11 protein-coding genes, 2 tRNA genes and 2 pseudogenes are annotated in these 14,197 nt (G+C 45.0%); 8 read left to right on the top strand and 7 right to left on the bottom strand.

Features of this window, described 5'->3' with window-relative positions; all coding sequences use genetic code 11:
- Positions 1–41 precede the first annotated feature (41 nt).
- The 5 genes from clpX (at position 42) to MJ768_RS10725 (ending at position 6,116) form a co-directional block, all read left to right on the top strand.
- On the top strand, positions 42–1,298 hold the full coding sequence (clpX, locus tag MJ768_RS10705; RefSeq protein WP_239291735.1) for an ATP-dependent Clp protease ATP-binding subunit ClpX: 1,257 nt from the start codon (positions 42–44) through the stop codon (positions 1,296–1,298).
- Positions 1,299–1,414: 116 nt separating this feature from the next.
- Positions 1,415–3,826 carry an endopeptidase La gene (gene lon, locus MJ768_RS10710; protein ID WP_239291737.1) on the top strand — a complete coding sequence of 804 codons (2,412 nt, stop codon included), beginning with the start codon at positions 1,415–1,417 and terminating at the stop codon, positions 3,824–3,826.
- A gap of 167 nt (positions 3,827–3,993) precedes the next feature.
- A tRNA-Val gene (locus tag MJ768_RS10715) sits at positions 3,994–4,069 on the top strand.
- A gap of 14 nt (positions 4,070–4,083) precedes the next feature.
- Positions 4,084–4,160: transfer RNA gene (locus tag MJ768_RS10720), tRNA-Asp, on the top strand.
- Positions 4,161–4,226: 66 nt separating this feature from the next.
- Positions 4,227–6,116: a SurA N-terminal domain-containing protein gene (locus MJ768_RS10725; protein WP_239291746.1), complete on the top strand. Its 1,890-nt coding sequence runs from the start codon at positions 4,227–4,229 to the stop codon at positions 6,114–6,116.
- Between the two features lie 50 nt (positions 6,117–6,166).
- Here the strand turns inward: MJ768_RS10725 and fabI are convergent, their stop codons facing one another.
- The 3 genes and pseudogenes from fabI to MJ768_RS15465 all read right to left on the bottom strand — a co-directional run bounded on the left by fabI (position 6,167) and on the right by MJ768_RS15465 (position 8,138).
- Positions 6,167–6,955, bottom strand: a complete 789-nt coding sequence (fabI, locus tag MJ768_RS10730; RefSeq protein WP_239291747.1) for an enoyl-ACP reductase FabI — start codon at positions 6,953–6,955, stop codon at positions 6,167–6,169.
- Between the two features lie 341 nt (positions 6,956–7,296).
- Positions 7,297–7,685, bottom strand: a pseudogene (locus MJ768_RS10735) (transposase); the annotation flags it as partial.
- A 192-nt stretch (positions 7,686–7,877) separates the two neighbouring features.
- Entirely contained in the window at positions 7,878–8,138 is a 261-nt protein-coding gene (locus MJ768_RS15465; protein WP_445082989.1) for a transposase, read from the bottom strand.
- Between MJ768_RS15465 and MJ768_RS10740 the strand changes: the two are divergent.
- A pseudogene (locus tag MJ768_RS10740) lies at positions 8,068–8,858 on the top strand (transposase); the annotation flags it as partial. The gene MJ768_RS15465 and the pseudogene MJ768_RS10740 overlap by 71 nt on opposite strands.
- Before the next feature lie 246 nt (positions 8,859–9,104).
- A complete protein-coding gene (locus MJ768_RS10745) occupies positions 9,105–9,494 on the top strand; it encodes a hypothetical protein (RefSeq protein ID WP_239291748.1) in 390 nt (129 codons plus the stop codon).
- A gap of 110 nt (positions 9,495–9,604) precedes the next feature.
- Here the strand turns inward: MJ768_RS10745 and MJ768_RS15470 are convergent, their stop codons facing one another.
- Positions 9,605–9,865, bottom strand: coding sequence for a PEP-CTERM sorting domain-containing protein (locus MJ768_RS15470; protein WP_445082990.1), 261 nt, complete (start codon positions 9,863–9,865; stop codon positions 9,605–9,607).
- A gap of 512 nt (positions 9,866–10,377) precedes the next feature.
- Positions 10,378–10,566 carry a CsbD family protein gene (locus MJ768_RS10750; RefSeq protein ID WP_239291749.1) on the bottom strand — a complete coding sequence of 63 codons (189 nt, stop codon included), beginning with the start codon at positions 10,564–10,566 and terminating at the stop codon, positions 10,378–10,380.
- A gap of 435 nt (positions 10,567–11,001) precedes the next feature.
- Here MJ768_RS10750 and MJ768_RS10755 point away from each other — a divergent pair, with 435 nt between their 5' ends.
- Positions 11,002–11,457 (top strand): hypothetical protein, encoded by a 456-nt coding sequence (locus tag MJ768_RS10755; RefSeq protein WP_239291750.1) that lies wholly within the window; start codon positions 11,002–11,004, stop codon positions 11,455–11,457.
- Between the two features lie 270 nt (positions 11,458–11,727).
- Here the strand turns inward: MJ768_RS10755 and MJ768_RS10760 are convergent, their stop codons facing one another.
- On the bottom strand, positions 11,728–12,096 hold the full coding sequence (locus MJ768_RS10760; protein WP_239291751.1) for a hypothetical protein: 369 nt from the start codon (positions 12,094–12,096) through the stop codon (positions 11,728–11,730).
- Positions 12,097–12,385: 289 nt separating this feature from the next.
- Positions 12,386–12,595, bottom strand: a complete 210-nt coding sequence (locus tag MJ768_RS10765) for a hypothetical protein (RefSeq protein ID WP_239291753.1) — start codon at positions 12,593–12,595, stop codon at positions 12,386–12,388.
- Positions 12,596–14,197: the final 1,602 nt, after the last annotated feature.

Raw genomic sequence — 14,197 nt, forward strand, 5'->3', positions numbered from 1 at the left:
TAGATAATAAATGGTGGCGATAAACAAAACAGGGGATATGAATGGTGCTGGATAAAAGCAAGGGCGACAAATTATTGTACTGTTCGTTTTGCGGCAAGAGCCAGCATGAAGTTCGCAAACTGATAGCGGGGCCTTCTGTATTCGTATGCGACGAATGTGTCGAGCTTTGCAATGACATTATTCGTGAAGAAGTTAATAGTGTTGTGTCCGGCAAGACGGACAAGGCTGACCTGCTTGTACCGCATGAAATTCGTGCGCGCCTCGACGAATATGTAATCGGTCAGGAACATGCCAAGAAAATTTTGTCTGTGGCAGTGTATAACCATTATAAACGCCTGAAAAGCACAAACAAGGATGGGGTGGAGCTGGCCAAGAGCAATATTTTACTGCTCGGCCCGACTGGCTCTGGAAAAACCTTGTTGGCGCAAACCTTGGCGCGTCTGCTTGACGTACCGTTTGTGATGGCCGACGCTACTACGCTGACTGAAGCGGGGTATGTCGGGGAGGATGTCGAGAATATAATTTTGAAGCTATTGCAAGCGTGCGACTATGACGTGGAGCGCGCGCAGCGCGGTATCATTTATATCGACGAAATTGATAAGATTTCTCGCAAATCAGACAATCCTTCTATCACTCGTGACGTTTCTGGCGAAGGGGTGCAACAGGCGCTACTCAAGTTAATCGAGGGTACTAAGGCGTCTGTGCCGCCACAGGGTGGTCGCAAACATCCAAATACAGAATTCTTGCAGGTGGATACCACCAACATCCTTTTTATATGCGGTGGAGCGTTCGATGGCATGGAGAAGGTCATACTCAATCGCTCAGAGAAAGCCGGTATTGGTTTTGGCGCAAGCCTCGCCAAGCGCGGTGACAAGAAGAGTGTAGGCGCAGTGCTGCGTAATGTGGAGCCGGAAGACTTGATCAAGTTTGGTTTGATCCCCGAATTTGTGGGACGTCTGCCAGTGGTTGCTACACTGGAGGAACTGGATGAGGCGGCACTAATTCAAATTTTGACCGAACCAAAAAATGCCTTGACCAAACAATATCATAAATTGTTCGCGATGGAAGGCGTGGAAATGGAGTTCCACGAGGGTGTATTGCAGGCTATTGCCAAGAAAGCGCTGGAACGTAAGACGGGTGCGCGTGGCTTGCGCTCCATTCTGGAACATTCTTTACTCGACATTATGTATGATCTGCCTTCGATGGAGAATGTGAGCAAGGTGGTGCTGGATGTAAACAGCACAAATGGCGAAATTAAACCGATTGTGATATACGCGGATACATCCAGAGCAGCTTAGTTATTTATAGCGGCATCCTAAATTAAGTTGATGCGCGGTGATTTGTATCTTGACTTGAATTATTTCGCTGCGCCCCCATCTAATTATCAAGTTAATCCACAGAGGAGTTTCCTGCCATGACTGAGCATGATACTAATGTACTTGTTTCCAGTTTTTTTCCATTACTTCCTTTACGCGATGTAGTGGTGTTTCCACATATGGTAATTCCATTGTTTGTTGGACGCGCTAAATCAATCAAGGCGCTGGAGTCTGCTATGGAAGCGGGTAAGAGCATTGTGTTGGTGGCGCAAAAAACTGCCGCTAAAGATGAGCCTGCCGCGGAAGATTTGTATCGCGTTGGTAGCATTGCTAATATTTTGCAGATGCTCAAGTTGCCTGACGGTACCGTCAAGGTTCTTGTGGAAGGTACACAACGTGCAAAAATATTGCGAGTGCTGGATGAAAAAAGCCATTTCGATGCGGATATTGACCCAGTTCCTGTTGATGATAACTTGGGTAATGAGGCAGAAGCTATGCGTCGCGCCTTAATTAATCAATTTGATCAATATGTTAAACTAAATAAGAGGATTCCGCCAGAAACACTAACGTCTTTGGCCGGCATAGATGATTCCGGGCGACTAGCGGATACCATAGCAGCACATTTGCCACTTAAACTGGAGCAAAAGCAGGAGATATTGGAAATTTTTGATGTTCGAAAGCGCCTGGACCATTTGCTGGGCCTACTGGAAGCCGAGCTCGACATTCTGCAAGTAGAAAAACGCATTCGTGGACGCGTCAAACGGCAGATGGAAAAGAGTCAACGCGAGTATTACTTGAATGAACAAGTAAAAGCGATACAGAAGGAGTTGGGCGAAGGTGAAGATGGTGCAGATTTCGAGGAGTTGGCAAAGAAAATAAAGGCTGCGCACTTGCCTAAGGAAGCGCGTGCCAAGGCTGAAGCCGAAATGAAAAAATTGCGCTTAATGTCCCCCATGTCTGCCGAGGCGACTGTGGTGCGTAACTATATCGACGTGTTGGTGGGTTTGCCATGGAAAAAGAAAACAAAGATTAACAATGACTTGAAATCCGCTGAAGGAATTTTGGAAGCGGATCATTATGGATTGGAGAAGGTAAAGGAACGTATCGTGGAATATCTTGCGGTGCAGCAACGCGTCGACAAGATGAAAGCGCCTATCCTGTGTTTGGTCGGGCCGCCGGGTGTTGGTAAGACTTCGCTGGGTCAGTCTATTGCACGGGCTACGGGCCGTAAATTTATTCGCATGTCGCTAGGTGGGGTGCGCGATGAGTCAGAAATTCGTGGTCATCGCCGCACTTATATTGGCTCTATGCCTGGCAAAATTTTGCAGAACATGGCCAAGGTCGGCGTGAAAAACCCGTTGTTCCTACTCGATGAAGTAGACAAGATGGGTATGGATTTTCGTGGTGACCCGTCGTCGGCGCTGCTAGAGGTGCTCGATCCAGAACAGAACCATACTTTTGTTGATCATTATGTCGAGGTTGAATATGACTTGTCTGATGTAATGTTTGTTGCAACCGCAAATACCATGAATATCCCTGCCCCGCTTTTGGATCGCATGGAAATTATCCACGTATCAAGTTATACGGAAGATGAAAAAGTAAATATTGCGATGCATTATTTAATTCCAAAAGCACTTAAAAATAATGGGTTGAAGCTTGAAGAAATTGGTATCTCAGAAAGTGCAATTCGTGACATATTGCGTTATTACACCCGCGAAGCAGGGGTGCGGGGGTTGGATCGTGAGCTTTCCAAGATTTGCCGTAAAGTGGTAAAAGCATTGTTGCTCAAAGGGCGTGATAGCAAGGTAACGGTGAATGCTCGTAACCTTGACAAATATCTTGGAGTGCGGCGCTATAGCTATGGAATCGCAGAGAAACATAATCAGGTTGGACAAGTAACCGGATTGGCATGGACAGAAGTTGGCGGTGAGCTGCTAACCATTGAAACTGCGGTATTGCCGGGCAAAGGTAATATTACCCCCACTGGTAAGTTGGGCGAGGTTATGAAAGAGTCGATCCAGGCTGCGCTTAGTGTAGTGCGTAGCCGCGCCCGTAGCTTGGGTATCCCTGATGATTTTTATCAAAAAACTGATTTACATATCCACTTACCTGAAGGTGCTACACCCAAAGATGGGCCGAGCGCTGGTGTAGGCATTTGTACGTCGATAGTCTCGGCGTTGACTGGCATCCCGGTGCGTGCTGATGTGGCGATGACCGGGGAAATTACGTTGCGCGGCGAGGTGCTTCCGATTGGTGGATTAAAAGAGAAGTTGCTGGCGGCTCAGCGTGGTGGCATAAAAGTTGTCCTAATTCCGGAAGAAAATACTAAGGATCTTGTTGAGATTCCCGATAACGTAAAAAATAAACTTGATATTCATCCGGTTAAATGGATCGAGCAGGTGTTGGAAATGGCATTGGAGCGCAAGCCAGAACCGTTACCAGAGGCTGCTCCAGTAGTCAATCCCATCTTGGTGGCGGATGAAAATCGTGCTACTGTGATTAAGCATTGATGGAGTATGCACGGGTTTTTTAAAAATTATTGCTGCTGTATACATATTAAATTTCTTGACCACGGTGAAAACCCTTGATATAAAGCCATTGCAGGGTTTTTCTATCAACTGCAATAGTATTAAAACTGGTAAATCCCTGAAGAATGCTGTAAAATGATTTCTTTATTGGGTGCTTAGCTCAGCTGGTAGAGCGTCGCCCTTACAAGGCGAATGTCGGGGGTTCGAACCCCTCAGCACCCACCAGCTGCTTAGTTATTGGAGTGGTAGTTCAGTTGGTTAGAATACCGGCCTGTCACGCCGGGGGTCGCGGGTTCGAGTCCCGTCCACTCCGCCACATTAAGGCGAACGAAAGTTCGCCTTTTTTTCATTTATTTTAAATAAACTTTATCGGGCTGCTATTATGTTTGATTTCGTACATGGGAACAGACGGTTTGTACAAATCGTGTTGTTACTCATCATTCTTACGTTTGCATTTTGGGGTGTGGATTCTTACAACAAATCATCTCATAGCGAGGCTTTAGCTACGGTGAACGGCGAAAAAATAAACCAAGCAGAGTTCGATCAAGCTGTGCGCCAGCAGCAGGACAGAATGCGTAAAATGATGGGCAGTAATTATGATCAAGCTATGTTTGATAAGCCTGAAACAAAGCATGCGATTCTGGAAAGTTTAGTTAGCCAACGTTTGTTGATGTCGCAGGCGCGTTCCATTGGTTTAACTGTAAATGAGAAATATTTGGCTCAGAGTATCGCTGGCATTGAGGCGTTTCAGCAAGATGGGAAATTTGACAAGCAGCTTTACGAATCAGTATTACGCCGTGAGAAAATGACGCCGTTGACATTTGAGTCAAATGTAGCACGAGAGCTATATATGCGTCAGTTGATTGATGCGTATATGCGGAATGGTTACGCATCACGTACTACTGCGGATAATTTGATACGCCTGAATGAACAGCAGCGCGTTGTTGCTGTGGCAAAAATTTCTTTTGAACCATATCTCAAACAGGCGAAAGTGGATGAAGCTGCGGTGCAAAGTTATTATGATATGAATCTGAAGGAGTTTCAGACGGATGAGCAGGTACGGGTGGAGTATGTGACATTCTCAGCCGATGCATTGCAATCACAAGTCACAGTGGATGAGGCTGAAATTAAGAAATATTACGAGGAGCATCAGAATGAATTTGGCTCACCTGAACAGCGCCAGGCGGCGCATATCCTGATTGCGGTGGCCGCGCAGGCATCCGATGCAGATAAGCTGGCTGCCAAGACCAAGGCAGAGCAGGTATTGCTGCAGGTTAAGCAATCACCGGATAAATTCGCCGAGCTAGCTAAACAGCATTCGCAGGATCCTGGCTCCGCTGCTAGTGGAGGTGATCTTGGCCCGTTTGGCCCTGGGATGATGGTCAAGCCCTTTGAAGAGGCCGTATTCAAGCTTAAGATAGGCGAAATTAGCGGTTTGGTACAAACAGATTTTGGCTTTCATATTATCAAGCTGCTCGCGGTGAATCCTGCTAAAACGCTTCCGTTGGATGAGGCAAAGAGTGCTATTACGCAGAGGCTGAAACTGCAAAAAGCAAATGATAAGTTCGCTGAGTTGGCAGAGAAATTCAGTAATGTTGTGTATGAGCAGAGTGATACTCTAAAACCAGCTGCAGAACTGGTAAAAATGCCGCTACAGCAAAGCGGTTGGTTGAACAAAAAACAGGCTGGAGCATTGCCTTGGACGGACAAAGCATTGCAAGCTGTGTTTGCTGAAGATGTAACGAAGAAGAAGCGCAATAGCGCTGCCATCGAGATCGCACCCAATACCTTGTTCGCGGCACGGCTGCTGGAATATAAGCCAGTCAGCACACGCTCGTTGAAGGAAGTGAATGAGAGCATCCGTCAGAAACTACTGCGCAAGCAAGCGCTAGAGTTTGCGGTCAAACAGGGCCAACTGGTGTTGGCGCAGTTACAACGTGGTGAGAAGGTTAACGTGGAGTGGACAGTGCCGACTGCCATTACGCGCGAACAACATGCTGAGCTTGATAATAGTCTGGCTCGTCAAGTGTTCCAAGCAAACGTGGCTACTCTTCCGGCATATGTGGGCGTCGAAAATGCACAGAATGGCTATGAAATCGTTCGTGTGGATGCAATCAAACAAGTTACCGCCATCGACGATGCCAAGCATGCTCGTTATATGCAACAACTGCGCCAAATAACTGGTGATGAAATGTTCCAGGCATATCTTGCGGATGCCAAAAAACACGCTGACATCACCATGAAATCTTTTTCTGCAGGCGAAAATAAATAATCTGCTTCTTCAGCGCGCTAAGAGAGTTTTCAGCGGTAAGAATTGTATGGCTAGGGCTCGGTTGTTCCAAGTGCTGTGGTGTTAAAACCACCATCAACATAGGTGATTTCTCCGGTGATGCCGCTGGCTAAATCGCTACATAAGAACGCCGCAACATTGCCTACCTCTTCAGTGGTAACGTTACGCTTCAATGGAGCATTTTTTTCATTGTAGTTTAATAGTTTATTAAAGTCGGCAATACCTGCCGAAGCGAGTGTCTTGATTGGGCCTGCGGAAATGCCATTTACACGGATACCTTTGTAGCCGAGATTCATTGCTAAATAACGAACACTGGCTTCTAGGCTGGCCTTGGCAAGACCCATCACATTGTAGTGTGGCATGGTGCGTACCGCGCCGAGATAGCTTAATGTCAGCAGCGCGGCGGCGCGGCCTTCCATCATTGGTAATGCGGCTTTAGCCATCGCCGGAAAACTGTAAGAACTAATGTCATGCGCAGTCCGGAAAGCTTCGCGGGTAAATCCATCAAGAAATTCACCAGCAAGTGCCTCGCGTGGAGAAAAGGCGATTGCATGCACGAAGCCGTCGAATTTATCCCAATATTTGCTAAGACTAATAAATAGCTGGTCAATTTCTGCATCGCTCGTTACATCGCACGGGAATATTAATTCGCTGTCAAATTCTCGTGCTAGTTCGCACACTCGGTCGCGTATGCGCTCACCCTGATAGGTAAATGCCATTTCTGCGCCTTCACGCCTCATGGCTTGTGCGACACCATAAGCGATGGAACGATTACTGATCATGCCAGTAATCAAGATGCGTTTATTTGCCAGAAATCCCATGCTATTCCTTTAATTAAAGTGCTGCTTAATAAAACGTGCAATTATAACCGTACTATCATTTTCGCGCGAATGTCAGCCTTGTCCAATGTGGTATGAGCCTGAACGAGAGCTGTATTTCCAACGAGGAATGAGCCTGAAGCGAACAAACTGAGGTCGAATTGAAGAAGTGGGTTGATTATCGCAAGGATGGTGATCAACATGAATGAAACACGGCTTTGTACGATTGAGCAGATCGAGCAATTTCTCAGCGCCTGTACCCAGATTGAGTTCTCGAAGTCTGGAGACGACAGCGAGCACTATAAGCACATCAGCCGCGTGCTCAAGCGCTCAGATCGTGCAGAACGATATAGGCTGTCGCGGAGCCCCACATGGCAATGCGTATCTTGCGCAGCATCCGGTGTGCCGTAATCCACGACACCTCAATCTGCTGTGCAAGACGCAAGGCCGAGATGCCGCCCTTGTCGGAAGCCATCAGGTAAATAGCCCAGAACCATTTCACCAGCGGTAGTTAGCTGGCCTCGAAAATCGTACCAGCCATCACCGATACCTGACGCGTGCAAGCCGTGCGTTGGTAAAGATGCCGTCCACCAATAAAGTAACCCTGATCGTGCCCACAGTGCGGACAGGTGAACCCATCCGACCAGCGATAGCGGATCAACTGATCCAAGCATGCCTTTCCCGCCCCGAATCGCTCTTGCCATCCCAGCAAGGTCACATTTTCCGTTTGCATGATTCCCTCCTGTCTGTTATTGCCTATGGCTTCGACAGGTTAAGCGGGGCTTTGTTCAGAGGCATAAAAAAATCTGTGGTTGAGTTGCGGTTCGGATAGCTTTCCAAGTACATGATACAGCGATAGTTCTAGCATGTCGTAAGTCTTATAACCGTAAGCTTTTCTCATAGTGACTTTGGCCTTGTTATTTAATCACTCAACAACGCCGCTCGAAAACGCTTTTTTGGCTCTGAAATAGTTGAGCAAAAGTTCTCGATGATTTCGTAGCGTGCCGACGAATTTTTTCAGCGGATCAATTTTTGAATGCATCACATCCCTGCACCATTGATCCAGGAATTTTCCTGCCCAGACCGGAGATTCGTATTTCCAGAATCGCTGGAAGTCTTCCTTTCGCAAACGCTTTCTGAAAGAGATCGAGGAGCTGATAGTGCAAATACTGATGATCGCCCGCACGCTGGGCGTGCAAATCTCGGCAACATCGCGCTGGATGGCAGCAAGTTCAAAGCCAACGCATCCCGACATCGTGCCTTGAGTTATGGGCACATCAAGAAACTGGAAGAACAACTGCAAGGCGAGGTCAGGAAGCTTATGGAGCTGGCTGAAGCGGCGGACAAAGAGAAGATACCGGTTGGCATGAACCTGCCCGACGAGATCGCCCGCCGCGAAGATCGCATCAAAGCAATCACCGAGGCTAAAATCAAGATTGAAGATCGTGCCAAAGAACGGTTTGAACAGGAACAGTCCGAGTATCAAGATAAGCTGGGCAAGCGCGAAGCAAAGGCAAAAGAAAGCGGACATAAACCTCGTGGCAAATCGCCTGTTCCGCCCGTGGATGGCGCGCAAGACAAAGACCAGATCAATCTCACCGACGAAGAATCACGCATCATGAAAACGGCGGGTGGTGGATTCGACCAATGCTACAACGGCCAGATTGTGGTGGACATGGACAGCATGTTGATCGTGACAACCAACACCGTGCAGGCGTGTAATGACAAGCAGCAAATTGAACCGACACTCGGACAGCTCAAGGCGTTACCGGTTGAGCTGGGCAAGCCGGGCAGCCTGGTGGCGGATACGGGCTACTTCTCCAAGGCCAACGTCAACATTTGTTGTGAGCAGCAAATCACCCCGCTGATTGCGCTGAGTCGTGAGGAACATCACCCTGATCCACTGTAACCTGCGGATTAACTGTCCATTATGTTTTCCTATGCTGGGAGGAGGTTGGATTGCAATTTTCAGTTCACTTTCATTCTCAACTCTAAAGAAAAACTGATTCATGTCGATCTATGTTAGTGGCTGAACTTCATGGAGGTGGCGAAATGCGGCTATTTGGCATGGGTCGAAACTGACCTAAAACGTCATGAGCTATCAACTCCATATCATGGGTTCATCAAAATTCCTTCAATTAAGGAGAGGCTCATGTGGAAAGAAATCAGTAATAATCGAGAGCTTATCAATTCTGACGAAGCCAAGAAGCAGTTTGAATTGTTATGGCTCAGACAAAGTCGTCTCGTAATATTGCTTGGCGACATTGCAAGACAAGCTGCGAGGCCTGATGGATGGGTATTACTGAGAACTGCAGGCCAGTTAATTCGACAACATGAGGCTGAAGAAAAGATGATGTTAAATGAGCTATATGGTCACAAAACCCTGAAGGGACTGATTTTGGCAACTGGGCTCTTTGACATTACTGAAGAGCCTACTCATAAAGGTGGCATTCGGCTGTTATATCGTTCAAAACTTGATGGGTTAGTACAAGAAGCTTCTCTCAAGCAAAAAATATTATTACGTGAATTCAGTCAGCCTTGAATATTAAAGAGAATTCGCGGTGTATTTCTTTTTCGCATGCACGGCCACGGCGGGCTCTTATCGAGTAATCGAAAAAAAATATCTCGCCGAAGCGTGGGGTGTGAGTGCATTTACACTTTCTTGAGGCGGCTCCAGCCAAGTCCCACAAGCCCAAAGCTGAGAAGGGTGAGGGTCGTAGGCTCGGGTACTTGTCCCGAAACCTGTGTAAGGAAACCGCGGATCTCCCCACTACCGACTACAGTAGTATGAATGTTGAAGTAGGATTCATCGAGAGATATGCCATTAAACAGGAATGCCTCTGCTCCTGCCGTCGTCCCGTCATGAGCTGTGACAAAACTCGGGTTATAGGAAGAGCTCAGGGTCGTGTCCAAGATATTGTCGTAGATTCATTATAGATCAGTACGTTACATTGTTTAAGTCGGCGATTTTTAATTTAACCGGATAGTAGTGATTTAGGATGAGCTGATTGTAGCCGGAAAATTAGGGTCCAAAAAAACGCTCTCGACAGGGGAGTAGAGAGCGGTGACTAAAGCAACATCAATGTCCTCCACTTTCAGCTAAAAGTAGGAGAGTACTTAAGAGTTACAAATAACCGGGGGGAGGGATTATTTGCACTCATATTGTCGAAAAGTGGGGACAGTTGAATACTAAATTATTTTACTTAAAGCATCTGTACGGTATCGAACGAATATTCTTCAATTCGCACAATTCGGCAAGCTTGCATGCATAATTTTAGGGTTCAGTTCCACTTCATTGATTAAGTTGATGCCATAGGTATTTGGATCTTCGTAATCAAAATTTATCTACAGAAAAAACTTGGTTTTTTATCAATTGTGTTTATTCGTACCTATGCACCTAGCTAAATGGCGCCAACACATCTACGCTATGTTCGCTTCAGCCGCCATTTCTTGAGATCATTATTGAGATCACCAAAGTCAGCTTGGCTCTTACCAACATTCTTTTGGATTTTCCCTTTTATTTCCAAGTCCTTATTTTCGGTGATTTTACCGGCGACCTCCTTGACTTTACCTATGACTTTATTAATACGACCCTTAACTTGATCTCTATTCATGATGGTTCCCTAAGAAAATGAATGAAATATGATCTGAACTACGACTAGAACAACAGGGTAGGATAATGCACAAAATTCTATACTCAGTCAGTGCAGTACCGAACTTAAGGTAGACCATGCTGTGACGAATTTTTTATACTAAATTTAGATTTATGAATGGCAGCAGCGCCGCACCGGTCACTGCATAGCCCATACCAACTTGTTGTATTCGTCGGGATTGATATAGTTGTGGCCGCATTGCTTCAATGATTTTGCGCATTGATAGAGACCCATTAATTTATTATTCACTATGTGCAATATCGCACAGACCATGCTCCAAAAGCTTTGTAATCTGTTTATGAATTAGCCAAATATGTGGCCAGTGGCCTTGGTGAAATTCTTAAGCGCGACATAACATAATGTCAACTGAACAATTATTTATAAATGGAGTTACACATGAAAAAAACTTTTAGTTACCTCGCTATTGCGTCCTGTTTTGTATTGGGCACTACTTTAGCTCACGCTGATTCCGATGCATCTCATGGAAAGATGCAGGAAAAAATGGGAAAAATGCAGGAAAAAATGTTCAAAGCCATGGATGCAAATTCAGATGGAATGGTCACCACGGACGAATTTAATGCTTTCCATGCAAAGAAATTTAAGGATCTAGATGCCAATGGAAACGGCCAACTTACCTTGGAAGAAATGAAGGCCGGATACAAGAAGATGATGGAGAAGATGAAGGATGATGGCGGACGCAAGAAAATGGAGGACGGTGAAATGGATTCCGATAGGGGTAAGGCACATCCCCAAAAGGACACCGGCAACCAAAAGAGCGAAAGTAGGGCTGCCGGTGGTTCCAGTGACTCATCATGCTGCTGGACTCCCGGGGATTCCGGTTCTAGTAGATGAGGCAAGAAGATGGATGATAAAGATTAATAAATGGAGCCCCTTGCAAAAACCTGTCATTCGAATTTAGTTATGGTTCGCGTGAACGTTTAAAAAAAGGGGCGCCGCCAGTGTGAACAGGAGTCACCAAGTTATCAATGCGCGATGGGAATTGTTGTATTAGCTGAAAAGCTCAAAAATTGACTGCAACATGTTGCGTCAACTGCAATAGGTTAAGTTAATTGGCGACAATGGGATCAAATATCATATGTCGTCAAGGTCAAAAAGTTAATTCTATAAGCCTCTATTTTCTCCGCCAGTCTCAGAATCCTCCACAGATGTCCGGCCGCTGGTTGGAGAGACATATTCCTCTTCACGTTCAATATTCCGATTACCATCCTCGGAAATTTGCTCAGAGAATCCGCCGTAGTCTGATTCATCGCCTATATTGGTCACATAGACTGGCCCACCTTTTTTGCTGCTTTCGTTGACTTCTTCATAATTGAATCTAGACGTCATTTTTCTTTCAATGGAAGCACTACCACTTTCATAAACGAATTTCCCAGCTCGACCGGTTATTTTGTGCCGCATATCTTCATCCTGATTATGTTTGCGATTACTATCAACTTCATTGGCATGACGTCTGTTTTTATAGGTAAGCATGATAGGTCTCCTCCTATTTCAGATACATTAACGCACTTGATCTGATGATGGTGGCATATGAATGTCTTTGGGATTCTATAACCATTAGAAGCTGCGTTTGCATAATAGGGCGATGCTCAAAAAAGAGAATAAGCAAATTGCTTATTTTTGATATCGGTTGGCAATAGTGGAGTTCAACGGGTTAAGTCGCGATCATGTTTTCATAATGTGGCTGCGTGAATGCAGTGGGCAATAGGTAAGCGAACGGAAGTAGGGATTTTTCATAGTTCTGTGCCTCTACTAATGCCTGTTATCTAATGCACGAGGCTGCTACTACCGCTCCCCACGAATCAAACGTCCAATGATAATCTCTATGCCCATTATATTTTGTGCTTTCATGCAAATTGAATTCTTTTGATATGGTTTCAATTTCTATATCTAAACTTGCACTGAATTTGCTCACTATGATGTGAATAATAACTTCATAATCAGGTATTTTAAACACAGTTCTTTCCATCATTATAAGCACCTACCAGTTAATAACCGAGTGGGTAAGATACTTAACCAATAAATGTAATAGCAAATCATTTTTTCCCCCTGTAGGCATTAAGAGATAGTTAACACAACATCCCAGTTTGCAAAAATAATCCGCGTTATAGTGTTTCAGTGAGAATCGACAATATCTTACAAAAGATCGACTAGGCTACTAACATGAACCGCTTCAACCTAGTATCCCGCCTGTCAACCTACACCCTCAACTAAAAGTCAAAGATGTCGATAACGAAAGCTAAGGCAATCTAATGATGCGCTCGCTAACACGTTCAACACGATACTCAAATGATATCCAACACGCTAACTGGTTATCGAAACGTAACCGGGAAGTACTAAGCAGCCCTACTCAGGCCATTTATTCAGACAATAAAAAAGCCCTGCATCACTGCAAGGCTCTATATCTGGCTCCCCGACCTGGACTCGAACCAGGGACCTGCGGATTAACAGGAGCAGCCACTCTAAAAGTTATGCATCCAAAGTTGAAGAATCGGAAGAAAATTTTTACTGGGCATCGGTCAGATTGACACAAACCGAACTGGGGCCGAACCTGAGTTGCTCGAAATTGCACTGTTTTACTGTAATTTTGATTAAAAACAACAAATTATTAGTAGTTTCTACCGATCTGGCACCGAAAGGGCACTTATGGATTTGCTACCGGCTGAGTAAAACCGGAGCCGCAGGTAGCCCCACAATTACCCAAGGCAGTCCGCAGGGAGAGAGGATGGGGTAAGGCATTCACCGCTGAAATTGCACCTGAGTGAATCATTTCTCGATTTATCAGAACTGCAATGCTGGTGCCATGGGAATAATGCATGAAATTGAATAAATATTAACAAAAGTGCTTGACATTACGTTGTTTATTCACAAGTTACGAATATACCCAACAATGAAAATGGTTTTAGCGTTGTTTTTGAATGATAAATATAAGTAATTGTTTTTATTATTAATAAATGGCGCCTGTAAAATGAGCGATTGGATAAAATCATATATACTATTAGCAGTTAGCTTGCTTTTATTGAAAGTGTTCACATAGTTATCCACAGTTTTTGTGGACAACAAAAATACATAATAAAGTCCATTAAGTTAGATCAATATAATAGAAATTTATGGAAGAACTCTTACTAAAGTGCAATGGCTGCTATTAATTGAGAAGTGACATTGTCAATACTATTTGGATACAGAAATGCAGGCTGGGAAACTAATATAATTCGCCAAAAAAACGCTCTCGACAGGGGAGTAGAGAGCGGTGACTAAAGCAACATCAATGTCCTCCACTTTTAGCTAAAAGTAGTAGAGTACTTAAGAGTTACAAATAACCGGGGGGGATTATTTGCACTCATATTGTCGAAAAGTGGGGACAGCTGAATACTAAATTATTTAATTTAAAGCATCTGTACGGTATCGAACGAATATCCTTCAATTCGCACAATTCGGCAAGCTTGCATGCATAATTTTAGGGGTAAGTTCCACTTCATTGATTAAGTTGATGCCATAGGTATTTCCGATCTTCGTAATCTAAGGAAACACTGATTTATTCCACCGCACTTCACTGAACTTCGCCACCATGATA

Source organism: Candidatus Nitrotoga sp. 1052 (genome assembly GCF_927312905.1).
Taxonomy (GTDB): Bacteria; Pseudomonadota; Gammaproteobacteria; order Burkholderiales; family Gallionellaceae; genus Nitrotoga.

Excerpts from the sequence above, each read along its gene's own strand:
- MJ768_RS10725 (WP_239291746.1), top strand. The coding sequence starts at position 4,227 with ATGTTTGATTTCGTACATGGGAACAGACGGTTTGTACAAATCGTGTTG.
- MJ768_RS10755 (WP_239291750.1), top strand. The coding sequence starts at position 11,002 with ATGAAAAAAACTTTTAGTTACCTCGCTATTGCGTCCTGTTTTGTATTG.
- fabI (WP_239291747.1), bottom strand. The coding sequence starts at position 6,955 with ATGGGATTTCTGGCAAATAAACGCATCTTGATTACTGGCATGATCAGT.
- lon (WP_239291737.1), top strand. The coding sequence starts at position 1,415 with ATGACTGAGCATGATACTAATGTACTTGTTTCCAGTTTTTTTCCATTA.
- MJ768_RS10760 (WP_239291751.1), bottom strand. The coding sequence starts at position 12,096 with ATGCTTACCTATAAAAACAGACGTCATGCCAATGAAGTTGATAGTAAT.
- MJ768_RS10765 (WP_239291753.1), bottom strand. The coding sequence starts at position 12,595 with ATGATGGAAAGAACTGTGTTTAAAATACCTGATTATGAAGTTATTATT.
- clpX (WP_239291735.1), top strand. The coding sequence starts at position 42 with ATGGTGCTGGATAAAAGCAAGGGCGACAAATTATTGTACTGTTCGTTT.
- MJ768_RS10750 (WP_239291749.1), bottom strand. The coding sequence starts at position 10,566 with ATGAATAGAGATCAAGTTAAGGGTCGTATTAATAAAGTCATAGGTAAA.
- MJ768_RS10745 (WP_239291748.1), top strand. The coding sequence starts at position 9,105 with ATGTGGAAAGAAATCAGTAATAATCGAGAGCTTATCAATTCTGACGAA.